General features: G+C 66.2%; 19 protein-coding genes. 6 read left to right on the forward strand and 13 right to left on the reverse strand.

The genetic code is table 11. The features are described from left to right. Window positions 1-18: 18 nt before the first annotated feature. On the reverse strand, window positions 19-1,530 hold the full coding sequence (locus tag D4765_RS04515; RefSeq protein ID WP_136641072.1) for an 8-oxoguanine deaminase: 1,512 nt from the start codon (window positions 1,528-1,530) through the stop codon (window positions 19-21). 53 nt (window positions 1,531-1,583) lie between these two features. Between D4765_RS04515 and D4765_RS04520 the strand changes: the two genes are divergently transcribed. Beyond that, complete coding sequence (locus D4765_RS04520) at window positions 1,584-2,069, forward strand: GNAT family N-acetyltransferase (protein WP_161580357.1); 486 nt, start codon at window positions 1,584-1,586, stop codon at window positions 2,067-2,069. A gap of 125 nt (window positions 2,070-2,194) precedes the next feature. Beyond that, complete coding sequence (locus tag D4765_RS04525; protein ID WP_136641074.1) at window positions 2,195-3,754, forward strand: HNH endonuclease signature motif containing protein; 1,560 nt, start codon at window positions 2,195-2,197, stop codon at window positions 3,752-3,754. 133 nt (window positions 3,755-3,887) lie between these two features. Here D4765_RS04525 and D4765_RS04530 read toward each other — a convergent pair whose 3' ends face one another. The 5 genes from D4765_RS04530 to D4765_RS04550 form a co-directional block, all read right to left on the reverse strand. After that, window positions 3,888-4,430, reverse strand: coding sequence for an aminoacyl-tRNA deacylase (locus D4765_RS04530; protein ID WP_136641075.1), 543 nt, complete (start codon window positions 4,428-4,430; stop codon window positions 3,888-3,890). A 37-nt stretch (window positions 4,431-4,467) separates the two neighbouring features. After that, a complete protein-coding gene (locus D4765_RS04535) occupies window positions 4,468-5,172 on the reverse strand; it encodes an alpha/beta hydrolase (RefSeq protein ID WP_237280258.1) in 705 nt (234 codons plus the stop codon). A gap of 92 nt (window positions 5,173-5,264) precedes the next feature. Continuing rightward, window positions 5,265-5,546: a metal-sensitive transcriptional regulator gene (locus D4765_RS04540; RefSeq protein WP_136641076.1), complete on the reverse strand. Its 282-nt coding sequence runs from the start codon at window positions 5,544-5,546 to the stop codon at window positions 5,265-5,267. A 62-nt stretch (window positions 5,547-5,608) separates the two neighbouring features. Next, window positions 5,609-6,388 carry a DNA-formamidopyrimidine glycosylase family protein gene (locus D4765_RS04545; RefSeq protein ID WP_136641077.1) on the reverse strand — a complete coding sequence of 260 codons (780 nt, stop codon included), beginning with the start codon at window positions 6,386-6,388 and terminating at the stop codon, window positions 5,609-5,611. Further along, on the reverse strand, window positions 6,381-11,372 hold the full coding sequence (locus tag D4765_RS04550; protein ID WP_136641078.1) for an ATP-dependent helicase: 4,992 nt from the start codon (window positions 11,370-11,372) through the stop codon (window positions 6,381-6,383). The genes D4765_RS04545 and D4765_RS04550 overlap by 8 nt, the downstream gene beginning before the upstream one ends. 93 nt (window positions 11,373-11,465) lie before the next feature. Between D4765_RS04550 and D4765_RS04555 the strand changes: the two genes are divergently transcribed. After that, a complete protein-coding gene (locus D4765_RS04555) occupies window positions 11,466-12,005 on the forward strand; it encodes an NUDIX hydrolase family protein (protein WP_136641079.1) in 540 nt (179 codons plus the stop codon). Between the two features lie 41 nt (window positions 12,006-12,046). Here the strand turns inward: D4765_RS04555 and D4765_RS04560 are convergent, their stop codons facing one another. The 4 genes from D4765_RS04560 to D4765_RS04575 all read right to left on the reverse strand — a co-directional run bounded on the left by D4765_RS04560 (window position 12,047) and on the right by D4765_RS04575 (window position 16,525). Further along, window positions 12,047-13,054 (reverse strand): nucleoside hydrolase, encoded by a 1,008-nt coding sequence (locus D4765_RS04560; protein WP_136641080.1) that lies wholly within the window; start codon window positions 13,052-13,054, stop codon window positions 12,047-12,049. A gap of 140 nt (window positions 13,055-13,194) precedes the next feature. After that, complete coding sequence (locus D4765_RS04565) at window positions 13,195-14,754, reverse strand: DEAD/DEAH box helicase (protein WP_136641081.1); 1,560 nt, start codon at window positions 14,752-14,754, stop codon at window positions 13,195-13,197. A gap of 392 nt (window positions 14,755-15,146) precedes the next feature. Further along, window positions 15,147-15,836 (reverse strand): DUF1684 domain-containing protein, encoded by a 690-nt coding sequence (locus D4765_RS04570; protein ID WP_420824523.1) that lies wholly within the window; start codon window positions 15,834-15,836, stop codon window positions 15,147-15,149. After that, a complete protein-coding gene (locus D4765_RS04575) occupies window positions 15,833-16,525 on the reverse strand; it encodes a hypothetical protein (protein ID WP_201799223.1) in 693 nt (230 codons plus the stop codon). Before D4765_RS04575 ends, D4765_RS04570 begins: the two co-directional genes overlap by 4 nt. 50 nt (window positions 16,526-16,575) lie before the next feature. Between D4765_RS04575 and D4765_RS04580 the strand changes: the two genes are divergently transcribed. Continuing rightward, window positions 16,576-17,163: a 2-phosphosulfolactate phosphatase gene (locus D4765_RS04580; protein ID WP_136641082.1), complete on the forward strand. Its 588-nt coding sequence runs from the start codon at window positions 16,576-16,578 to the stop codon at window positions 17,161-17,163. Between the two features lie 111 nt (window positions 17,164-17,274). Continuing rightward, the gene (locus D4765_RS04585; protein WP_136641083.1) at window positions 17,275-17,577 is read left to right on the forward strand and encodes a DUF427 domain-containing protein; all 303 of its coding nucleotides are present in this window, start codon (window positions 17,275-17,277) and stop codon (window positions 17,575-17,577) included. A gap of 34 nt (window positions 17,578-17,611) precedes the next feature. On the opposite strand, the gene D4765_RS04590 is transcribed toward D4765_RS04585, so the two are convergent. The 3 genes from D4765_RS04590 to D4765_RS04600 all read right to left on the reverse strand — a co-directional run bounded on the left by D4765_RS04590 (window position 17,612) and on the right by D4765_RS04600 (window position 19,783). Then, window positions 17,612-18,103: a SprT-like domain-containing protein gene (locus D4765_RS04590; RefSeq protein ID WP_136641084.1), complete on the reverse strand. Its 492-nt coding sequence runs from the start codon at window positions 18,101-18,103 to the stop codon at window positions 17,612-17,614. A gap of 101 nt (window positions 18,104-18,204) precedes the next feature. Beyond that, a complete protein-coding gene (locus tag D4765_RS04595) occupies window positions 18,205-18,603 on the reverse strand; it encodes a tetratricopeptide repeat protein (RefSeq protein ID WP_237280259.1) in 399 nt (132 codons plus the stop codon). Window positions 18,604-18,883: 280 nt separating this feature from the next. After that, entirely contained in the window at window positions 18,884-19,783 is a 900-nt protein-coding gene (locus D4765_RS04600; RefSeq protein WP_136641086.1) for a spermidine synthase, read from the reverse strand. Window positions 19,784-20,099: 316 nt separating this feature from the next. Here D4765_RS04600 and rpoB point away from each other — a divergent pair, with 316 nt between their 5' ends. Then, the gene (gene rpoB / locus D4765_RS04605; RefSeq protein ID WP_136641087.1) at window positions 20,100-23,591 is read left to right on the forward strand and encodes a DNA-directed RNA polymerase subunit beta; all 3,492 of its coding nucleotides are present in this window, start codon (window positions 20,100-20,102) and stop codon (window positions 23,589-23,591) included. Window positions 23,592-23,650 lie beyond the last annotated feature (59 nt).

The raw sequence follows: 23,650 nt of genomic DNA on the forward strand, positions 1-23,650 counted from the left end.
CCTCGCCCACCGTTTCGTTCACCGCCTCTGCAAGGTGGTCGAGGCCTTGGCCACGGCATTCGCGACGACTCGTTCGTCGACGCGCGTGAGCACACCGTTCTCGACGACCCTTTCGCCATTGACAAGGAGCAGGGCGAGCGGAGGCAACGAGCCGAGGGTGAGCGCGGCAACCGGGTCGAGAATGCCTGCGTGCTCGACTCCGTCGATCTTCCACACCGCGAGATCGGCAAGCTTGCCGGGTTCGATCGACCCGAGCTCATGATCGCGGCCCAGTGTCGTGGCGCCGCCCATGGTCGCCATGCGAATGGCGCGGCGACCGGGCATACCGTCGGCTCCCGCGCGCAGCCGGTTCATCAGCACAGCCATGCGAATCTCTGTGCCGAGCTGGCCAGACTCGTTCGACGCTGCACCGTCAACGCCGAGCCCGACGCTGATTCCTGCGTCGAGCATGCCAGGTACCGGGGCTATGCCGGCGGCCAGGCGCGCGTTCGACGAGGGGCAGTGCGCCACAGACGTGCCTGTGGCCGCAAACCGGCCAATCGCGTGCTCGTCGAGGTGTACGCAATGAGCCATCCACACGTCGTTGCCCAGCCACCCCAGGTCTTCGAGGTACTGTGTGGGCGTCTTGCCGAACTTCGTCTGGCAGAAAGCGTCTTCTTCCACCGTTTCGGAGCCGTGCGTGTGCAGGCGAACTCCCCGGACCCGGCCCAGAGCGGCCGACTCGGTGAGGAGGTCGGCCGTCACAGAGAAGGGCGAACACGGGGCAAGCGCGATCTGCGCCATCGCCCCGGGGCTCGCGTCGTGATACTGGTCGATGGCCTGGTCGCTCGCCGCGAGAATGGCGTCGATCGTCTCCACGGCGAAATCTGGGGGCAGGCCGCCCTGCGAACGACCCAGATCCATCGAGCCACGAGTGGCGTGGATGCGAACACCCAGCTCTGAAGCCGCCCGAACGATTCCGCCGAGAATGTCGCCAGACCCGCTGGGAAACACGTAGTGGTGGTCGGCGACGGTGGTGCATCCGGATTTCGCAGCCACAGCCATGGCGCCGAGAGCCCCGGCCTCGACCAGATCTGCGTCGATGGCCGACCATAGCGGATACAGCGAAACGAGCCAGTCGAACAGAATCGAGTCTTGAGCGTACCCTCGAGTGAGCCACTGGTACAGGTGATGGTGGGTGTTGATAAGCCCGGGCGTCACTAAGTGGCCGCCGGCGTCGACGACCGTGACGGTCGCGCGCCTGGAATCGTGCGGTGTCGAATTTACGGGGACGGTGCTGGTGCTGGTGCCCGTTCCTGTGCCTGAATCGACCGCGCCGGCCGCGCCGTCTCGCGCCGCGATCGCGGGAGCGGGTGAGCCCGAAAACGCCCAGGCAGGGGCCTGGCCTGGGCCCACGGCGACGATTACCTTGCCATCGATGACAACAAAGCCGCTCGGGTACTCGGTGTCAGCCGCGTCGACCGTCACCAGGTAAGCGTTCGTGACAATGGTGCGCGAAACGTGGGCCGAGAGCGACGAGTTCTGATGCATGGCTCCACGCTAGTGGAGGCCGCTCTCGGCCCCGTCGTGCGATAGTGAAAGCTGTGGATAAGTCGACCGAGCGCCTCATTGTGCAGAGCTACACGCTTGCCGAGGCTGAGCGCGTGCTGGCGCAGACTCCCTCGGCCAGCGACAACTGGGCGCCGGGTTACCCCTTCGTTGATGAGCTGGCCATTCTGCCCCGATTCATCGCAGATTTCCGCGAAAACGGCGATCCGGCTCCGTTCGGGCCCTACATCGTGCGGCGGCGCTCTGATGGACTCGCCATCGGGGGATTGGGCTTCACCGGCCGACCTGATGCCGACGGTGCCGTCGAGGTTGGCTACGGGCTGATTCCGGATGCCCGGGGCCACGGCTTCGCTACTGAGGCGCTTCTCGCCGTGATCGAAATCGCTCGAGGTGCGGGTGCGTTGATCGTGCGTGCTGATACCGCCGTGGAAAATGTGCGCTCGCAGAACGTGCTGCTTAAATGTGGGTTTCGCGAGGTCGAGTGGAGTGCTGACGCAGTGTTCTTCAAGCGCGTTCTCTGAGATGGGGCTGCTCTCGATGTGCTCGAAAAGGTGTCTCGAAAAGTTTTTTGAGATTCTTTTCTGTGGGGGTCGATTTGGGCCATATTTGTTGAGTGAATGTCAGTGGTTGGTGGTTGACTTGGGTCATGAACGAATCGCCCATCACTTCTCCCGCTGCTGACGCGGCTGCCTTTGACGAGGTGGTTGGTGTTGTGGCGGGGTGGTGTGGGGCTGCCGCGCCCTTCGGGCTTGCCGATGAAGCATTGTTGTCGCGGATCGCAGATGCGGAGAAGCTGGGCCGGTTAGTGGATGGGTTGCGTGTGCGGTTGGCGGGGGAGGTGGCTGAGAGGTCCCGTGCGGAGTTGGGGGATGGGTCGCTGTCTCGGGCACAGAATTTCGTGACGGTACCGAAGCTGGTGGCGGCGGTGACGGGTGGGGCAGGGCATACCGCGAACAGCTGGCTGAAGCTCGGTAAGAGTGTCAGGTCGGGGGTGTCGATCAACGGGGTTCTGATCCCGTCGAACTTCCCGCACGTCGAACAGGGCCTCATCGATGGCACGTTGGGTGTGGATGCGGCGGCGCAGATCGTCCGTAACCTGACCGACGTCGCAGCCCAGTTGGGGTTCACTGAAGAGATCCGTGACGCCGAGAAAGCGTTGGTCGATGCGGCGACGAACATCTCGGGTGGGTTCCGGTACTCAGCGGACGACATCGGTTTGCTGGCGTCGCGGGTGCGGGCGCATCTTGACCCTGACGGTGTGGAACCCTCCGACCGGGTGTTGCAGTCCAAACGGTATGTGAGGTTCACGGCGCAGGGTGATGGGATGACCAAAATGATCGCCCTCCTCCCACCCCTGCAAGCAGGGAGCCTGCGGGCGTTGTTGGAAGCGTTGCAGTCCCCGAGGGTGCGCCCCCAGTTCGAAACCGACACTCCTGCCGGTGGCGAATCCGGCAGTGAGCATTCAGGGGCAAGCCCGCAGGGCGCGGCAGCCCCCAACGCATGCCTCGGCCGCCAGCCAGAGGATTGGTTGGTGGCCCCGGACTCGTCGACGAGGGATCGTCGTACGGGTGAGCAGTTCGTGTTCGACCGGTTCTACGACCTCCTCACCGTCGCGGCAGGCCTCACCGGTGCGCCCCGGATCAACGGTGCCGCCCCGGTACTGAACATCCGGGTCGAACTCGACGACCTCGCCCAAGGGCACGGGGTTGGTTGGGTTGATGGGATTGTTGACCCGGTCCCGATGTCGAGTGTGGAACAGCTCCTCTGCCACGGCGACATCACGACCACCGTCTTCGGTACCCATGGGGAAGTGTTGCAGCACGGGAAAACGAAACGCCTGTTCACGACCGCGCAACGGGCCGCTATGGCGGCACGGGATGGTGGGTGTGTGTGGCCGGGCTGCGACCGCGGCCCGTCGTGGTGCGAAAGCCACCACGTCGACGACTGGAAACACCACACCTACGCACCAGGCCGTACAGACATCGATAACGGGGCACTGCTCTGCCACTTCCACCACACACATGTGCATTCTTCTGAGTGGAAACTCGCCATGCAGAACGGCGTCCCCGTGCTGATCCCACCGAAAAGCATCGACTGGGAACAAACCCCCAGACCATGCTCCCAAATCAGATCGAGACGACGCGGACCCCTCCCCACAACACCACTACCACCATGGGTCAGACAACCACGACCATACACAACCTGAACGCACAGGTACTGCTTGTTTGCGAGCAATCGAAACGGGGCAGCAAGCGATAGCGCGCAACCTGCGGATGACGGCGCACCGCCCAAATGGCGGCGCACCCTCCGAATGACGGCGCACCCTCCGAATTGCGGCGCTACCGGCGAATGACTGCAGTGATCCCCCCAGTGACCGAGAGCAGATCTGCTGGAGCAACCTCGACGTCGAACCCCCGACGCCCGCCCGAGACGTAGATGGTCGGATAGTCGAGGGCCAGAGCATCCAGAACCGTCGGCAGGGGAGTCTTCTGCCCAAACGGGCTGATGCCACCGACCACATAGCCGCTCTTACGTTCCGCCACCGCTTTGTCGGCCATCGAAGCACGTTTGGCGCCCAGAACCCCAGCCAGAGCTTTCACATCGAGCATCGACGAAACAGAAACTATGCCGATGGCCAGGCCTTTGTCGGTCTCGACCATCAGCGTTTTGAACACGCGACCGGGTTCGATCGAGAGCGCGGCGGCGGCCTCCGCCCCGAAATCAGTCGCAGCATCGTTGTGCTGGTATGCGTGCGGGGTGAAAGCCACGCCAGCCCGCAGCAGAGCAACGGTCGCCGCAGTAGTCGGGCCCGACGTGCCGCCGTGACCCGAAGCCCCGCCTGCCCCGCCCGCCCCGCTCGAAGATTTTGCCGTCTTAGCCATGAATGTCACCACCCGAGTTGCAGGCGAAACCGCCGCCTCAGACCGCGGTGACCTCGCTCGTCGAAGCAAATGCCGCCTGCAGAAACTCGGTTACATCGGTGATCTCTTCTTGAGAGACGCCGTGCTGAATGCCCGGGTACAGCTTCGCGGTCAACGAGGAATGCTGAGGCAGCCACTCTTCGGTGCGCGCGACCGCGTCGGCAGTGATGACGGGGTCGGCGACGTCACGCCCCCAGAAGACGGGCGGGCCGAGCTCTGCCATGGCCCGATCGCCGTGAACCTGCCCGGACACAACGAACCCCGAGAGGTTGACCGCAGCAGTGAAGCGCTCGGGCGCCGTGCGCATGAGGTGCACAGCCATGGCCCCGCCCTGCGAAAACCCGAGAGTGGAGATGCTCGCCGGGGTCCCGTAGGTGGCTTCAACCCGGTCGAGCCAGTCGAGCACAGCGGTGGTGGCGTCGTCGACACCGGCAATACGAGGGTTGCCGGGCTCGCCGATGGTGAACCAGGCGAAGCCGTTCTCCACGGGGTGCGGTGCGAGCAGCGGCGCACGCAAAGACGCCGCGATGGTGCCCTCGGGCAGAAGGGGCGCCAGGGAGATCAAATCGTTCTCGTGCGAACCGTAGCCGTGCATGATGATGACGAGCGGGCTGGTCGGCAGCTTCGCGGCGAGGTCTTCGGTCGAGACCGACCACACGACAACTGCGTCGTTGATGAGAGCGCGGCGTGTCGAATCGGTCACGATTCTCCTTCAGTTTGTGAAGCGAGACAAGTCGAAAGGTAGCTGTGCAATGAACCTACCAGTTCCCGTTTGGGGGCATCGGCAGAGGGCCGTCAGTCGCCCCGGTTGCGGCTCAACTCGAAGATGCGAACAAGCTCCTCAATGGCCTTCTCGCGTTGCTGCCCGCCCTCATCGAACATCTCGGAGACGTGGGTCTTCAGATGGTTCTCAACCATGAGCTTGTTCAGCGAACCGAGTGACTTCTGAATAGCGAGCGACAGCGTGATGATGTCGATGCAGTAGTCCTCGTTCTCGATCATCTTCTCGAGCCCCCGCATCTGGCCTTCCAGAATGCGCGTGCGGTGCAGGGCTCGCTTCTTGATGTCTTCGATCACGAGTCAAGAATACGGCGCGCGAATGCGACGAGCGAAAGCATCACGTCTGCGTCGCGAATGCTCTACGTCTGGCAGTACGGGCACCAGTACGTGTCGCGCAATGAGAGAGCGTTCGCACCGAGCTTGCCGCTCTGAATGCGGTTTCCGCACCGCCGGCACGGCTGCCCGGCCCTGTTGTAGACGAACACCTGCTTGCCCGGGCGGGTATCGCCGGTGGTGGTGCGTTCCACTCGGTCGCGGTTGGCCGTGATCAGGCGGTGCGCCAGCTGAACGACCGCGTCGAGGCGCGGCACTTCGGCGACCGGGCGTGTGGGCAGCACCCCGCGCAGAAAGCACAGTTCGTTCACGAAGACGTTGCCGAGCCCCGCGAGGTTGCGTTGGTCAAGCAGCGCGACGTCGATCTCCCGCAGCGGGTCGCTCGCGAGCCGCCGCGCGGCCTCGCCGGCATCCCAGTCGGGCCCCAGCAGGTCAGGCCCGAGGTAGTCGACCGCATCGCCTTCGTCACCACGGTTCAGAACCTCGAGCAGTCCCAGTTCGAACCCGACGGCCGTATGCTCAGCCGTTCGCAGAATCGCCCGCGCCTTGAACGCGGGCTTTCGCCACCGGGTCTCGGGCTGGTAGATGTGCCAGGTTCCCTCCATTTTGAGGTGCGAATGGATGCTGAACTCGCCCACCCGCATCAGAATGTGTTTTCCGCGGCTCACCACGTCGTGCACGGTTTCGCCGGTCAGGTCGACGGTGGCGAACTTCGGCACGCGGATGTCGCACCCCGTCAGCACCCGCCCCGCCAATACCGCGTTGAGGTGCTCAGCTGTGCGGTAGACGGTGTCGCCCTCAGGCACTGCGCAACCTCAGCCCGCGAGGCGTATTGCTGAAACCAGCGCTTTCGAGCATCCGGCCGACCGTCGAACCGACAGAGAATTCGCCGTCGATCTTCTCGATTGTCAGCCGATCGACCTGGCCAGACGTCACAGCGAAGGCCAGCGACGCCGACGCCTCAACGAGCACCTGTTCGTCGCGAGTGAATGACAGCACGGTCTTGCCGCCCCGCTCGATGTAGAGAACGAGGTCGCCGTCGACGACAACCACCAGCGCGCCCGCCTTCCGCCCTGGCCGATGCCCCTCGCCCTGCGGCCACGGCAGGGCTGCCCCATACGGGTTCGCGGGGTCGCTGGCCGCGAGAGTGAGTGCCCGTGTCTTTTTCAGGCGTGCGGATGCTCGTTCCGCGCCCCCGGCCGCGCCAGGAGTCGTGACGCGGGGGTCGTGGCCGAGCATCCCGCGGCCCGAGCCTGCGCCAGCTTCGCCCGCGCGGGGTGGGTCGCTCGCCTCCTCACCACTCGTCGCTCCCGAGATATCGGCCGCGAATGACCGCAGTCGGTCGACCGTCGCCCCCGCTGCAAACTGCGCAGCCCCCAACCCTTCGATGAAGTACCCGCGGCGGCACCGGCCGGTCTCTTCGAACTGGCTCAACACGCGGTACGCCAACGCGAATCCGCCCGGCATGTGCTCACTCATCACTGACCCGCGCGTCACCACGCCGTAGCGGTCGAGCAGGAATTCGGCCATGGCGTGCGCGCGCACCGTTGGGTCGGATTCGGCGCGCGGCAGCAGCGACCAGCGACCGCCCACCGTCGGCGGACCCACTCGGGTCGCCATCGTGGGCCGAGCGTAGGCTCGGCCGCGGTACACGCGCCCCCGTGGCGCCGACCGTTTCGCCGTGTGCGCGGAGCTGCCCTTGGTTCCGCCGCCGGTGAGCGTGCGCAGCGGTGCCAACGTGTCGTTCGTGAGGCGGCCGGCCCACACCAGATCCCAGAGCGCCGTGACGAGCTGATCGTCGCTGACGAAGCCGGTGGGCGCGACGATCGGCGCCGCCATGACGGGAGGCGCATCGATGGGGGTGACAATGGGTCGGGTCACTGCGGGCGGGATCACTGCGAGTGGGGTCGCAACAGTGGGAGTCGCTGCGGCAGCAAGCGCCGCCGCCCCGGCGGCCAGCACCCCACCCACCGCATCAGCGAGGTTGCGAAAGAAGTAGGCACCGCCTCCGGCAAGTACTCCGAGGATGGCATTCTGCACGTCGGTGGGTTCGAATGGCTGCGGCTCAGGAAGCGTGACCCGCACGGCATCGGCAAGGTGCAGCGAGACCCAGCCGTCACTGCCCGGCAGCGAACCGTTGCCCGACCAGACGATCTCGCCCGAGGCCGTGAGCTCGTCGAGCATCGCCGGGCTGTAGTCGGAGACCCGAGACGGCAGCACCAGCGTCTCCCACGCCGAAGCAGGCGCAGACACGCCCGCCAGCTGCTCGATCACCGTGAGCACTCCGTCGATTCCGCGGAGAGTTCCGCCGACGTGCTGCCACACAGGCAGAAAGCGACCGAATGCCGACGCCTCGACGGGCTCGACCTCGTGCCGCAGCGCGGCGAGCGAGCGGCTTCGCAGTCGCCGCAGTACTTCGGTGTCGCACCACTCCGTGGACGCTGCCGGGTGGGCCGCGCCCACCCGGTCGCCGGTTGGCCGAAACTCCCCTTCGACCACGCGGCGTGCCGATTCAAGCCGTTTGAGGGTCTCGTGCGCCACCTGGCTGCCGAGCCCCAGGCGCTGGCCCACCTCGACCGCAGTGAATGGCCCGTGCGTTCGCGCGTAGCGACCGATCAGGTCGCCCAGGGGGTCTTCGACGGGTTCGATGAACGCGTCGGGCACCCCGAACGGAATCGGAACACCGAGCGCGTCGCGAAGGCGACTCGCGTCTTCGATCGCGGCCCAGCGGGCGTCGCCTGCCACGGTGACAGCAAGCACACGTTTAGTGTCGAGCAGCACAGCCAGGTGCGCTTCGACGTCGGCGCCGTCGGTCAGCCGCTCGGCCAGTTCGGGCGCAGAGAGCGGCCCGAGCATCCTAACCAGGTCGGCAACACCTTCGACGCCCGTCGCCTGCCTGCCCGGTGCGACACGCTGCAGTTCTCGTTCGGTCTGCTCGAGAACGCCGGGGTCGAGAAGTTCGCGCAACTCTGCGCGGCCGAGCAGTTCGGCCAACAGCGTCGGGTCGAGCGAGAGCGCGGCTGCCCGTCGCTCGGCGAGCGGGCTGTCGCCCTCGTAGACGAACGACGCAACGTAGCCGAACAGCAGTGACCGCGCGAACGGCGACGGTTCGGGCGTCTCGCTCTCGACGATGCGGATTCGCCGGTTCTCTATCTCGCCGGCCAGCGCCTTCAGCGAGGGCAGATCGTAGACATCTTGCAGGCACTCCCGCACCGTCTCGAGAATGATGGGAAACGTGGGGTAACGCCGGGCCACCTCGAGCAGCTGGGCCGAACGCTGGCGCTGCTGCCAGAGCGGCGAGCGCTTGCCGGGGTTCTGCCTCGGCAGCAGCAGGGCACGAGCGGCACTCTCCCGAAAGCGCGAGGCGAACAGCGCCGAGCCGCCCACCTCGGTTGTGACGATCGTCTCGAGCTCGTCAGCGTCGAACACGAACAGGTCGGCGCCGGGGGGCTCGCTCTCGGTGTCGGGCAGCCGCACCACGATGCCGTCGTCGCTCGCCACCACACCGCCGTCGACGCCGAACCGCTCCCGAATGCGTGCGCCGATGGCCAGCGCCCACGGCGAATGCACCTGCATGCCGTACGGGGAATGCAACACCACGCGCCAGTCGCCGAGCTCGTCGCGAAAGCGCTCGACCACCAAAGTCGTGTCGCTCGGAACGTGCCCGGTCGCCTCCCGTTGCTCCACAATGAAGTTCACGAGGTTCGTCGCCGCATTCTCGTCGAGCCCCGCCGCCCGGGCCAAATCGAGCGCACGGTCACCGGATGCCCCACCCACGGTTCGCGTGAACTCACCGATGGCCCGCCCCAGCTCCACCGGGCGCCCCAGCCCGTCGCCGCGCCAGAACGGCAGCCGCCCCGGCTCGCCGAAGGCCGGCGTCACCAGAACCCGGTCGTGCGTGATCTCCTGGATGCGCCAGCTGGTCGCCCCCAGCGCGAACACGTCGCCCACCCGCGACTCGTAGACCATCTCTTCGTCGAGCTCACCGACACGCGAGGCCTTCTCGCCCACCATGAACACCCCGAACAGGCCGCGGTCGGGGATGGTTCCGCCGCTCGTCACGGCCAACCGCTGGGCCCCGGGTCGACCCGTGAGGGTGCCGGCGTCGCGGTCCCACACGATGCGAGGCCGCAGTTCGGCGAACTCGTCAGACGGATAGCGCCCTGCGAGAAGGTCGAGCGTCGCCTCGTAGGCCGATCGAGGCAGGCTCGAGAAGGGCGCGCTGCGTTTGATCGTGTCGAACCACTCCTCGACGTCGATGCTCTCGAGGGCACACGCCGCCACGGTCTGCTGGGCGAGGATGTCGAGCGGGTTCTTCGGTACAGCGAGGCTTTCGATGAGCCCTTCTGTCATCCGCTGCGCCGCCACCGCAGAGTGAATGAGGTCTGCCCGGTGCTTGGGATAGATAACACCCCGCGAAACTTCGCCGACCTGATGCCCGGCCCGGCCGACGCGCTGCAGCCCGCTCGCCACCGAGGGCGGCGACTCCACCTGCACGACCAGGTCGACCGCGCCCATGTCGATGCCGAGCTCGAGGCTCGACGTGGCGACCACGCAGCGCAGGCGACCGGTCTTGAGGTCGTCTTCGATGATGGCGCGTTGCTCTTTGCTCACCGAGCCATGATGGGCACGGGCGAGCAGTGGTTCGGCCCCTTCGGTCTGCCCGCTCTGCGCCATCACCTGGGCGGGGGCGGTGGCGGTGTTTGCGTGTGCACTCGTGCCGCTGCCGGTGCCGGCCAGCTCGCGCTCCTGTGCCAGACCGAGCCGCTCGGCGTAGATCTCGTTGAGCCGGGCCGTGAGACGTTCGGCGAGCCGGCGTGAGTTCGCGAAGACAATGGATGAGCGGTGTTTCAGTACCCGGTCGACAATGCTCTCTTCGACGTGCGGCCAGATCGACCCGTGTTGCGGCGTGGCTGCAGCGGCCGAACCCTCGAGGGCCGGAGCCTGCCCCAGGTCGCTCATGTCCTCGACCGGCACCACGACGTGCAGGTCGAACTTCTTCGTCGACGTGGGCGCCACGATCGTCACGGGAGCCCCGCCGGCGAGAAAGCGCGCCACCTCTTCGGGCGGCCGCACGGTTGCTGAAAGACCGATGCGTTGCGCAGGAGTCTCGAGCTGGGCATCCAGTCGCTCGAGGCTCACGGCGAGGTGCGCACCGCGCTTGGTGGCGGCAACGGCGTGTACCTCGTCGATGATGACCGTCTCGACCGAGGCCAGCGTCTCGCGCGCTGCCGACGTGAGCATGAGAAAGAGCGACTCGGGAGTGGTGATGAGGATGTCGGGCGGGTTCTTGATCATGGTGCGCCGGTCTGAGGCGCTGGTGTCGCCCGAGCGCACCCCCACCGTGATCTGCGGAGGAATCGTGCCGAGGCGTTTCGCGGTCTGCGTGACGCCCACCAGGGGGGCCCGGAGATTTCGCTCGACGTCGACGGCCAGCGCCTTGAGCGGCGAGATGTAGAGCACGCGCGTGCCGACCGGCGGCTCTGCCTGTGCGGGGGTGGTGTCGTCAGCCTTGGGATGCGCCCGCTTGGCTTCGGGCTGCGTGCGCGGGGGCGCCGTCAGCAGCTGGTCGATGGCCCATAGAAACGCGGCGAGCGTCTTGCCGGAGCCGGTGGGGGCGACCACGAGCGCGTGCGCGCCCTCGGAGACAGCGTTCCAGGCACCGATCTGTGCGTCAGTGGGCGCGGCAAAGGCCCCCGCGAACCATTCACGGGTTGCCGGCGAGAATCGGGCCAGCGTCGTGGCTGGCCCGTCGGGGGCACTGACTGTGGGAGTTGCTGTTCTCTTCATGTTTGCCCTCAATCTTCACCCATACCACCGACACTCAGACGGTTCCGGCTGAGAGTGGGTCGGGAATCGGCCAGAAGTGGGTAAGAATGAAGCATGAGCGTGCGCACCCCCGACCCGAATTCCGGCTGGTTGAGCGATCAGGAACTTGAGGAGATCCGGCGGCGGTTGCCGCTGTTGTACGTCGAAGCGGTGCCGGTGCGTGTCGACGGGCTCGGCCAGGTCACCGAGGTGGGCGTTCTGCTGCGTGTGTCGCCGAGCGGCAACATGACACGCACCATCGTTTCGGGCCGCGTCATGTACGGCGAGACCCTCCGCGACGCTCTGTTCCGGCACCTCGAGAAAGACCTCGGCCCGATGGCGTTTCCTCAACTGCCGACGAGCCCGATTCCGTTCTCGGTGGCGGAGTACTTCCCGCTGCCGGGCGTCAGCGCCTTCACCGACGACCGCCAGCACGCTGTGTCTCTCGCCTACGTCATCCCCGTCACCGGAACCTGCGATCCGCGCCAAGACGCCCTCGAACTCACGTGGATGACCCCGCAGGAGGCCACCAGCGACGCCGTGCACGCCGAGATGGAGGGCGGTCGCGGCGCACTGCTGCGGGCCGCCCTCGCATCGGTGGGGCGCCTCTCCTGACCTAGTCTCAGTCTCAGCGTCAGTGTCAGCGTCAGCGTGTCTCAGCGCCAGTCGAGCGTGGCGATGGTGCTCAGGAACAGCTCGACATAGCGTTCGGCGTCGACCTTCAGTGCGACGTCGGTGAGGCCGACCTGCGCGTGCAGGCCGTGCAGCGCGTCTTCGCCCGGAAACTGGCGGCGGTCGACGACTGTCTGGCCGCGGCTGGTGCCGCCGAGCTCGACGAAGACGGGCAGGCGCTCGATGACGAGTGCATCGGGGTCGACCAGCGCGCACACCGCGCCCGCGTCGCCGATGAGCCCCGTGTAGACCGGCTCCTTGTCGGCACCCACACCGATGCGGTGGGCCAGCAGGTTGCCGGCCAGCCGCTCGGCCCGTGAGTCGCTCGACTGCAGCGCTACCGCCGTCTGCTGGGGCACCGACACGAGGTTGAACACGTCGAGGCCATACATGAACGTGCGGATGCCCGAATCGAGTACGATCGCGGCCGCCTCGGGGTCGTGCCACACATTGAACTCGGCCACAGCGGTGGCGTTGCCCACACTCGCCGAGCCGCCCATGAAGATCACCCGGGCGATCTTCGGTGCCACCTCGGGGTACGTGCGAAGCAGCAGGGCGAGGTTCGTCTGCGGCGCCAGCGCGATGATCGTCACCGGCTCGGCGGCCGCTTCGAGCTGCTGGCGCAGCATCTCAACTGCGCCGATGTCGAGCGCGCGGCGGTTCGTCTCAGGAAGCTCGACCCCGCCGAGGCCGTCGGCCCCGTGCACATGCGATGCGTCACGCGCGGGCGCGAGCAGCGGCCGCGAAGCGTCGCCGGCAACGGGAATGTCGCCCGCGCCAGCCGCATCGAGCACCTTCAGCGTGTTGATCATCACCTGCGGCAGCGCAGCATTGCCCGCCACGCAGCTCACGCCAAGCAGGTTGATGCCCGGGTGCGCCACCGCGAACAGAATAGCCAGCGCGTCGTCGACGCCGGTGTCGACGTCGAGCAGTACGGAGACCGGTGCAGCCCCGGGAGCGGAATCGGGCGAGAGGAGTGAGTCAGTAGGCATACCCATAAAAATATCCGCTTTCCGGCGGCGTTCCCGACAGGCGATGAAACCTGTGGAGAACACCACCCGAAAGCGGATTGTGTGCGAGCTACCGGGCCGTGCCGCCACTGTCAAGCGGCGACCGGCCCGGGCAAGTCTGACTAGCCCTGTGCGCGGCGCGGCGCCGAACGGTGCGCGCGCGGAGCTGCGGCAGCTGAGCCACCGGCGCTCGACCACACGGTCGACGATCCACCGCTGCGGCCACCAGCGCCAGCGCCTGCACCGGAGCCCGAACGACGAGCGCCGCCCGCGGCACCGGCCCCTGCGCCCTGTGCCGAACGGTCACGACGCGGGCGATCAGAACCCGCACCAGCGCCTGCACCAGCACCATCGCGCACAGCACGCTTGCGCTGGGCGTTCGCGCCCTGCGAGCCGCCCTGGCCACCGCGACGAGCGCCGCCGCCGTTGCCGCCGTTACCTCCACCGAATGCACGGCCGCCACCGGTGAGGGTGACGGGAGCATCCGACGGCTTCACGTATGCGGCGACTTCGCCGACGAGGGCGTTCACCGAGGGGGAGTCGAGCGACACTCGCTCGGGCGTGACCTGAATGGCTGCCTTACGCATGAGCTGCTCGAGGTCCTTGCGCTGACTGGCGAGGATGACCGTCACAACGTCGCCCGCACTGCCGGCACGAGCCGTGCGGCCCGAGCGGTGCAGGTATGCCTTGTGCTCGGCCGGCGGGTCGACGTGGATGACGAGCTCGATGTCGTCGACGTGCACGCCACGGGCGGCAACGTCGGTCGCGACCAGAACGCTCACGTCGCCAGCGCTGAACGCGGCGAGGTTGCGGTCACGGGCGACCTGCGACAGGTTGCCGTGCAGGTCGACGGCCGGGATGCCCGCCTCGATGAGCTGGCGAGCCAGCTTCTTGGCGTGGTGCTTCGTACGCATGAACAGAATGCGGCGGCCGGTACCTGAGGCGAGCTTGCGCACAAGGGCGGTCTTCGCTTCGGCGTCGTTGACCTCGAACACGTGGTGCGTCATGGCGGCGACGGGCGAGTTGGCTTCGTCGACCGAGTGCAGAACCTCGTTGTGGAGGAACCGGTTGACGATCTTGTCAACACCGTTGTCGAGCGTCGCCGAGAACAACAGGCGCTGCCCGTTCTCGGGCGTCTTCGACAGGATGCGCGTGACAACAGGCAGAAAGCCCAGGTCGGCCATGTGGTCGGCCTCGTCGAGCACGGTGATCTCGACCGCATCCAGTGACACGAAGCCCTGTTTCATGAGGTCTTCGAGGCGGCCGGGGCAGGCCACCACGATGTCGACGCCGGCCTTGAGGGCGGCGACCTGGCGCTGCTGTGAGACGCCACCGAAGATGGTGGTCGTACGGAGGCCGTAGGCGTCAGCGAGCGGCTGGAGAACGGCGGTGATCTGGGTGGCGAGCTCGCGGGTCGGTGCGAGCACGAGGCCCACCGGGCGACCCGGGCGACGCTTGCCGCCGGCGAGCGCTCCGCCGAGGCGTGCGATCATCGGCAGCGAGAAGGCCAGGGTCTTGCCCGAGCCCGTCTTGCCGCGACCGAGCACGTCGCGCCCGGCGAGGGTGTCGGGCAGGGTGTCGATCTGAATGGGGAACGGCGAATCGATTCCATCGGCTGCAAGCTTCGCCACCAGAGGGGCGGGCACGCCGAGGGCGCTGAATGTGGGTGTTTCTACGGTCATGGGTTTCGGTGCCTTCCAGGCATCGGTTCCACCCTCGTGAACTGCGCGTGTACGTGGCACCAGACCAGTGGATGATCTGCGGGTGCTACCCGTACGAACTGCGTCTGCGCAATCTCAACTCGACGCGCTGCGACGCAGCGGTGCCGAACTCCGGTGGAAGTGTGGCGAAGGTGCCGGTGGGCACATCCGTTCGCCGTGAGAATTTATCTTCCCGAGCGCCACCACCAGACCGGAGTCGGGCGATATGAGCCTCAGTGAAGATGTGCGTTCTACGACGCAGGGAGCGCGCATTTGCGCTCGCAAGTAGTTCCACTATAGCAGGAGGGGCTGAACGGCCGCGTCCCGGCCCAGTATGAGGGTGTGTGCGCCCCGCCACCATCAGTCCATCACCCTCAGTGGTACAGCTCGCCCACCGGAATCTCGACGCCCACCCGGTCGCCCGCCGGAGCCAGCGGGCACGCCCACGCCGGGTCGTACGCGCACGAAGGGTTGTACGCGAAGTTGAAGTCGAGCACCAGCGACCCCGGCGCGCTTCCTTCGCCGAGGTGTGCACCCTTCACGGTGTCGAGCAGGTAGCGGCCGCCACCGTAGGTTCCGCCTGGATGCCCGGCCAGTGCATCCCGAACCGGAAGGAAGATTCCGCCGCCGTACGTCTCAAGCCGCCAGACATCGAGCGTGCCCACGCCCGGCACCTCGGCGCGGCCGATGAGCCCGAACGGAACAACCCCGTCGGTTCCGGTCTCGAAGTCGAAGTGCCCGGGCTCGGCCGGGGCCATGAGGGCGACCTCGAACCGCCAGGCCGGGTCGTAGTCGGCGACGGGCAGCCCGCTGAAACCCGCCCGGTCTTCGGGCAGGAGGGGGGTTTGCAGATGCGTGGCGAACAGCTCGTCGCGGGCGTCGCGCCAGAAGCGGTGTGCGGCGGCTGCGTCAGCTGAAATCAGCCGCCGCACCTCTGCGTAGATGCCGAACACGCGCTGGCGCCAGTCGGCGACCTCGATTGCGCTGGACGCACTGCTAGGGCTGGTCGCCCCGCTGGCGCTGGTCGCACTACCTGCGCTGCCTGCGCTGCCTGCCCCGCTCACGACGCGGCCAGATCGGGGTCGATGCCCAACACGTCAGAGTCGGGCATCGGTGGTTCGGCCAGAATCTCGGCCGGGCTCTCAGCTTCGTGCGAATCATTCTCAGGGGCACCACCAGGGGCACCTGCTCCGCGACCCTGGTCGCCGCCACCTGCCGGGTAGGCGGCCCGATGGGCAGCCCCCTCAGCAGCATCCGGCCCCATCAGCTCAGGGTCGAAGGCCCAGCCCGGCGCAAGCTGCTGCATGCGCAACCCGCGCAGCTGCCAGAAGGCCCACAGGCTCGCCCAGACGGCCGGCGTCATCAACCCCGCACCGATCAGCAGTCGGTCACGGTAGAGCGTCTTGCCCGTACCGGCGGGGTCGGCCGAGACGGCCATGCGGTGATCCCACAGCGTCGTGAACTTCAGCGCGCCAGACACCCCGTGCCCGTGGTCGCGGATGATGCGCACCCCCTCGTGCTGCGTGTGCGTGCGATCGATGTCGATGACCTGCTCGCCCACCGGGATGAGCCCCAGTGCCGACATCGCCACGCGGTTCGCGCCCTCTGGCCACTGCGTCTGAAACCCACCGGCCTCGAGCGATCGCGCCGACAGCAGCGGCGCAGAGACCTCACGAAAGACCGTGGGGCTCTGCAGTGCCCGCCACGCGGCATCCGGATCAGTGTCGAGCACGAGTTTCAGCATCACCTTCATACGTCCAGTCTCGTCGTTTTGCGCGCGCCGTGCCCGTTTACGATTGGGGGGTGACATCGAGCCCGTCTTCTGCCGTTCCTGAATCTGCCGTTGTTGTTGCAGCTCCCGCCGATGCGGCAGCTTTTGCTCCCGTCGCGGCCCAGACGCACTACCAGGTGCGGTTCGGCCGTGGCGCGTCGGGGCTCGTTGAGGTCGGCGCGCACGCCGATGTCGTCGTCTGGGTGGATGCCCTGCCCTCCCTCTCCGCAGACGGAACCCTCGTGCCCCCCGCACTTCCTCCTTTCCCCGAGTTGCCCACACCTGCCGCCCCACCCCTGTTCCTCGCGGGCCTGCCCACGCGCACCCGTGCGGCCGAGTGGATGCTCGCCCACCAGGTCGCGGCCGGCAGCCGTGTCTCGGTCGCGGTCATCGCAGCGCACGACACCGTCGAAGACACCCTCGCTGCCGGTGCCGTGATCGACGCCCTCGCCGGCCTCGGAATCGACTTCAGCTCGCCAGAGGCGGCCGTCGTCTGCGCATCGTTCACTGCCCTCGAGCGGGCGGTGGGGCACCTGTTGAGCGCCTCCGTCTCAGGCCGGGAGCTCATCGCGGCGGGCCACGGCGACGAGCTGGCGGCCGCGGCCGTCGTCGGCTCGTGAAGCGGGTGCCGATCGTGTTCGGCGCCAGGGGTATTGATTCCCAGCTCACTGCTGTTAGCTGAAGGCAGAGGCCGGCGAACGTGCCGGCCGCACGATTTCTGGAGGAACACCATGAAGGCAGTAGTCAACGGCGAGGTCATCGCCGAAGCCCCCAAAGAAGACCTGATCGCCATCGAGGGCAACTGGTACTTTCCGCCGGCGAGCGTCAAGAGCGAGTACCTCGTCGAAAGCTCGACGCCGTACACGTGCCCGTGGAAGGGCGAGTGCCAGTACTTCAGCGTGAAGTCGGGCGACTCCACCCTCAAAGACCGCGCGTGGAGCTACCCCACCCCGTACCCCACCGCGTTCGACCGGGTCGGCAAAGACTTCAGCAACTACGTCGCGTTCTGGAAAGAGGTCGACGTCACCGAGTAGCTCGTCGCCCGCGCCACGCTGAGCGCGGCACACCTCAGCGCGGCGTCGCCGCCGCCCGGCGTGACGCCGCGCTGATCTCGCGCTTGTGCCAGTCGATGACGTGCGCGCGGTCGAACCTCGGCGAGCACACCGAGCACGTCGTCGCCCGCGCGGGCTTTCGAAAACGGTAGTACAGATGCCCAGCCGGGCACGTGCCGAGCCACGGCGCGAGTTCGCTGGCTGTCTCGCCGATGTGAAGGCGTTTGCCCTCGTAGCCGAGCTCTTTCGCCACCGCCCGCCACTTCGGCCCGTGGCCGGCGCGGGAGCCCGCCATGGCGTGCGCGATCTCGTGCAGCAGTACCTGGTGAATCTCGTCGTCTTCGTACCGCGCCGCTAGGTACCGCGACACCGAGATGTGCTTCAGGGTGTAGTTGCACTGCCCGGCGCGCGTCTTGGCGTTGTCGAACCCGAACGACCAGATCGCCGGGTCGAGGTGAAGGGTGATGAGGGCATTGGCCCACGAGCGCACACGGAGAAGTTCAGCCACGCCCAGATCCTAAATCACTCGTGCGACACCGCGCAGAAGTTATCCACAGGCCTGTGGCGGTGCGGGCAGGGGCGCAGTGCGCCCCGTCACCGCCGCACACCTCAGACGAACGCTTCCGCAACGCCGATGGCAATGAGTGAACCCTCGAGCTGGTCGATCGACGCGCCTGTCTTCTCCCAGAGGAACACCGCGGCCTTGAAGTCGGCCAGGGCATCCACGTAGTCGCGCTGGTCGAAGTAGACCTTGCCGCGGTTGTGCAGCGCGGTCGCCTCGAGCGCCCCCCACTCGTGCCCGCGCGCCTCTTCGACGCAGATGGTGAGGTCGGTGAGTGCCGCAGCCAGCTTGCCCTGGTACTGCTGAACCTGCGCACGGCGAATGCGTGCGGCGAGCGCCTGCTCACGGTCGCCAGAGAAACGGGCCTGGCGCAGCGCCTCGTTCGCGATGTCCCAGGCCTCGTCGATGCGGCCCAGCAGCCGCAGCAGGCTGACCTTCTCGTTCAAGGCGGTGAGGCTCCGTAGGGTGCCTATATCGGTAAGACGGCTCTCCGCAGCGGCCACGTCGATGGTCTCGCGCAGCGTCTTCGGGTCGTAACCGGTGATGATACTCAGAACGTGCTCCAGAACTCAGGCGTGCGAATCGGGCATGCGAAGTGCAGCTGCGTTTCAGCCTAATCGCCGGTCAGCCCGGCCGCACCTGCGCCACGCTGGGCAACCTCGGTGCCGCAAAGACGAAGCCCCGGGCATCCGGATGCCCGCATCGAACGCTGGCTCGCACCAACCCTCAGCTCGCGCTGCCCGGTTTCACCTGAAAGATGCTTCGGGCCGGGGGAGGAGAGGGGATGGCCGTCTGGTCTGTCACAACGGGCGCGCTCGCGATGAACGCTTTCAGCTCGGCACCCTCGACGACCTTCGCGGGCGTCGGATCGCTCGCAACCAGCCGTGGCAACCTGTCGAACGGAAGCTCGGCGTCAGAGGCGAACATCACCACGTTTCCGAACCGGCGCGACTTCAGCACCTGCGGGTCAACCACCAGCGCGACATGCGCGAACACGGCCGACAGCGTCGCGGCCTGGCTGCGTGCGAAGGCCAGCCCGGCACCGTCGGCCACATTCGCCGCGAGAATGCCCGCGCCCGCCATCAGGCCCGCAGCGATCGTATAGAACTCCATACTCGTCACGTGCGCGGGCGTGCGTGCACCAGAGAACACGTCGACGACGAGAAAGTCGACCGTTCCCTTCAGCCCCAGTGGAAGCTTCGCCAGAACCTCGCGGGCGTCGCCGTGCCGGATGCGGATCTGCGCCTCGCGCGGAAGCGGCAGGTTCTCGCGCACGAAGTCGACCAGGTCGCTCTCGAGCTCGACCACCTGCTGGCGTGAGCCCGGGCGGGTGGATGCGATGTAGCGGGGCAGCGTGAACGCGCCACCGCCGAGGTGCACGGCCGTGATCGGTTGGCCCTCTGCCGCGACCAGGTCGATGGCGTGGCCGATGCGCCGCACGTACTCGAAGCTCAGGTAGGTGGGGTCGTCGAGTGCCACGTGCGACTGCGGGGTTCCGTCGACCACGAGCGTGAACGCCCCTGGCTGGTGCCGGTCGGCCTCGACCACCGCGCGAAACCCGTTCGACAGCGTGACCGCCGCGTTCTCGTCGCCCTCGCCGCGCCGTCGCCCCCTGTTTTCGCTCACCCTCCGACCCTACCTGCGCTCGTCGCGAGGCACGGCCAGCCGGTTATACCCGAAGACCGAAAATTGGTCAAGGCGCAGACTAGACACCGAGGTTCAAGCGGCATATAGTTGTTCTTTGCGCTCCCAGTACTCCTATGCCTTCATATTGCGGTTGGCTCGCGCTGCAGAATCGTCTTCGTCCGATGAAACCGCAGCATCACTCTAGAACTCCTGTGCACATCAAAATGCAACCAACAGGGTTCTATTCGAGGGTCTGGCGAGTTCGACCAAAAGTAAACCCAGTACTGACCCGACGGGGTCCACGGAGGTTATTTCCTTGGCTGCTGCGAGCAACGCAACCACCACCACACCCAAGAACGGTCGCGGAGCATCGCGACTCTCGTTCGCCAAAATTTCAGACAACCTGACTGTCCCCGATCTGCTTGCACTGCAGACCGAGAGCTTTCACTGGCTTGTCGGTGACGACGCGTGGAAGACGCGTGTTGCCGAGGCCAAGAAGCAGGGCCGTCAAGACCTTCCCGAGCACTCCGGCCTCGATGAGATCTTCGAGGAGATCTCCCCGATCGAAGACCTCGGCGAGACCATGCAGCTCAGCTTCACGAGCCCGTTCCTCGAGCCCGAGAAGTACACCATCGACGAGTGCAAGGAGCGCGGCAAGACCTACGCCGCCCCGCTGTACGTCGAGGCCGAGTTCATGAACCACCTCACCGGTGAGATCAAGACCCAGACGGTCTTCATGGGCGACTTCCCGCTCATGACCGAGAAGGGCACGTTCATCATCAACGGCACCGAGCGTGTCGTCGTGTCGCAGCTCGTTCGTAGCCCCGGTGTGTACTTCGACCGCCAGCTCGAGAAGACCAGCGACAAAGACATCTACTCGGCGCGCATCATTCCGAGCCGCGGTGCCTGGCTCGAGTTCGAGATCGACAAGCGTGATCAGGTCGGCGTTCGCATCGACCGCAAGCGCAAGCAGAGCGTCACCGTGTTCCTGAAGGCCCTCGGCCTTACGAGCGAAGAGATCCTCGAGCAGTTCAAGGGCTACTCCAGCATCGAAGCCACTCTGGAGAAGGATTCGATCCTCACCAAAGAAGAGGCGCTCAAAGACATCTACCGCAAGCTCCGCCCGGGCGAGCAGGTTGCCGCTGAAGCCGCACGCGCGCTTCTCGACAACTTCTACTTCAACTCGAAGCGCTACGACCTCGCGAAGGTCGGTCGTTACAAGATCAACCGCAAGCTCGGCCTCGAGTCGGCCCTGTCTGACTCGGTTCTCACCAACCAAGACATCATCGCCACCATCAAGTACCTGGTCGCTCTCCACGAGAACCAGACCACACTTCCTGGCACCCGCGGTGGCAAGGCCGTCGACATCCGTCTCGACATCGACGACATCGACCACTTCGGCAACCGTCGCATCCGTGCCGTCGGCGAGCTCATCCAGAACCAGGTCCGCACGGGTCTGAGCAGGATGGAGCGTGTCGTTCGCGAGCGCATGACCACGCAAGACATCGAAGCGATCACCCCGCAGACCCTGATCAACGTGCGCCCCGTCGTCGCCGCGATCAAGGAGTTCTTCGGTACCTCGCAGCTGAGCCAGTTCATGGACCAGAACAACCCCCTCGCGGGCCTGACGCACAAGCGTCGCCTTTCCGCGCTGGGCCCGGGTGGTCTGTCACGCGAGCGTGCCGGCGTCGAGGTTCGAGACGTGCACCCCAGCCACTACGGCCGCATGTGCCCCATCGAGACCCCGGAAGGCCCGAACATCGGCCTGATCGGTTCGCTGGCCTCGTTCGCCCGCATCAACTCGTTCGGTTTCATCGAGACCCCGTACCGTCGCGTCGTCGACGGCGTGGTCACCGAGAACATCGACTACCTGACCGCGAGCGAAGAAGACGAGTACGTGGTGGCCCAGGCCAACGCGCCCCTCACCAAAGACGCCCGCTTCGCCGACCCCCGCGTGCTCGCACGTAAGAAGGGTGGCGAGGTCGACCTCTTCCCGATCGAAGACATCGGCTACATGGATGTCTCGCCGCGCCAGATGGTGTCGGTTGCGACGAGCCTCATCCCGTTCCTCGAGCACGACGATGCGAACCGCGCCCTCATGGGTGCGAACATGCAGCGCCAGGCCGTTCCTCTGCTCATGAGCGACAGCCCGCTGGTCGGAACCGGTATGGAGGGCTTTGCAGCCATCGACGCCGGCGACGTGGTCACGGCCAACCGTGCCGGTGTCGTTCAGGAGGTCTCGGCTGAGGTCGTCAGCATCCTGCTCGATGAGGGTGGAGTCGAAACCTACTACCTCCGTAAGTTCGACCGCTCTAACCAGGGCACGAGCTACAACCAGCGTGTCATCGTCAACGAGGGCGAGCGCATCGAGGTCGGCCAGGTCATCGCTGATGGCCCCGCCACCGAGAACGGCGAGCTCGCACTCGGCAAGAACCTGCTCGTGGCATTCATGCCGTGGGAGGGCTACAACTTCGAAGACGCGATGATCTTGAGCCAGAACCTGGTGAAAGACGACACTCTCTCCTCGATTCACATCGAAGAGTACGAGGTCGATGCCCGCGACACGAAGCTCGGCAAGGAGGAGATCACTCGTGACCTCCCGAACGTCAGCCCCGAGTTGCTCGCCGACCTCGACGAGCGCGGCATCATTCGCATCGGAGCCGAAGTTCGCCCCGGCGACATCCTCGTCGGCAAGGTCACGCCCAAGGGCGAGACCGAGCTCAGCGCCGAAGAGCGCCTGCTGCGTGCGATCTTCAACGAGAAGAGCCGCGAAGTTCGCGACACCAGCCTCAAGGTGCCCCACGGTGAGCGCGGAACCATCATCGCCGTCAAGGAGTTCTCTGCCGAGAACGACGATGAGCTGGGCTCTGGTGTCAACCAGCGCGTTGTGGTCTACATCGCCCAGAAGCGCAAGATCACCGAGGGTGACAAGCTTGCCGGCCGTCACGGCAACAAGGGTGTCATCGCGAAGATCCTGCCCGTCGAAGACATGCCGTTCCTCGCTGACGGTACCCCCGTCGACGTGGTGCTGAACCCGCTCGGTATTCCGGGACGAATGAACTTCGGCCAGGTGCTGGAGATTCACTTGGGCTGGATCGCCAAGCAGGGCTGGCAGGTCGAGGGCAAGAACAACAAGTGGGCCGGCCGTCTTCCCGAGGCAGCTCACCAGGCTCCGGCCAACACGAAGGTTGCGACCCCCGTGTTCGACGGCGCGCTGGAGGAGGAGATCGCAGGTCTGCTCGACTCGACCCTCCCCACCCGCGACGGCGACCGTCTCATCGACGGCACCGGCAAGGCGACGTTGTTCGACGGCCGCTCAGGCGAGCCGTTCCCGCGCCCGATCTCGGTCGGTTACATGTACATCCTGAAGCTGCACCACCTTGTCGACGACAAGATCCACGCTCGCTCCACCGGCCCCTACTCCATGATCACGCAGCAGCCGCTGGGTGGGAAGGCGCAGTTCGGTGGCCAGCGCTTCGGTGAGATGGAAGTGTGGGCACTCGAGGCCTATGGTGCCGCTTACGCCCTGCAGGAGCTTCTGACGATCAAGTCAGACGACATCCTCGGCCGCGTGAAGGTGTATGAGGCCATCGTCAAGGGTGAGAACATCCAGGAGCCCGGTATCCCCGAGAGCTTCAAGGTGCTCATCAAAGAGATGCAGTCGCTCTGCCTGAACGTCGAGGTGCTGTCTGCCGACGGTACTGCGGTCAGCCTCCGCGACACCGATGATGAGGTCTTCCGCGCTGCAGAAGAACTGGGCATCAACATCTCCACTCGGTTCGAGAACTCGTCCATCGACGACATCTGAGCCAGCTAATGATGTGATTCGCGAACCGCGAATCGATGGTTTCGCGAATCACATCGACA

The organism is Subtercola vilae (assembly GCF_004923255.1).
GTDB lineage: Bacteria > Actinomycetota > Actinomycetes > Actinomycetales > Microbacteriaceae > Subtercola > Subtercola vilae.

Coding starts and splice junctions, on each gene's coding strand:
- D4765_RS04515 (WP_136641072.1), bottom strand. CDS start 1,530: ATGCATCAGAACTCGTCGCTCTCGGCCCACGTTTCGCGCACCATTGTC.
- D4765_RS04565 (WP_136641081.1), bottom strand. CDS start 14,754: ATGACCGTAGAAACACCCACATTCAGCGCCCTCGGCGTGCCCGCCCCT.
- D4765_RS04525 (WP_136641074.1), top strand. CDS start 2,195: ATGAACGAATCGCCCATCACTTCTCCCGCTGCTGACGCGGCTGCCTTT.
- D4765_RS04550 (WP_136641078.1), bottom strand. CDS start 11,372: ATGAAGAGAACAGCAACTCCCACAGTCAGTGCCCCCGACGGGCCAGCC.
- D4765_RS04560 (WP_136641080.1), bottom strand. CDS start 13,054: ATGCCTACTGACTCACTCCTCTCGCCCGATTCCGCTCCCGGGGCTGCA.
- D4765_RS04575 (WP_201799223.1), bottom strand. CDS start 16,525: ATGAAGGTGATGCTGAAACTCGTGCTCGACACTGATCCGGATGCCGCG.
- D4765_RS04530 (WP_136641075.1), bottom strand. CDS start 4,430: ATGGCTAAGACGGCAAAATCTTCGAGCGGGGCGGGCGGGGCAGGCGGG.
- D4765_RS04585 (WP_136641083.1), top strand. CDS start 17,275: ATGAAGGCAGTAGTCAACGGCGAGGTCATCGCCGAAGCCCCCAAAGAA.
- D4765_RS04555 (WP_136641079.1), top strand. CDS start 11,466: ATGAGCGTGCGCACCCCCGACCCGAATTCCGGCTGGTTGAGCGATCAG.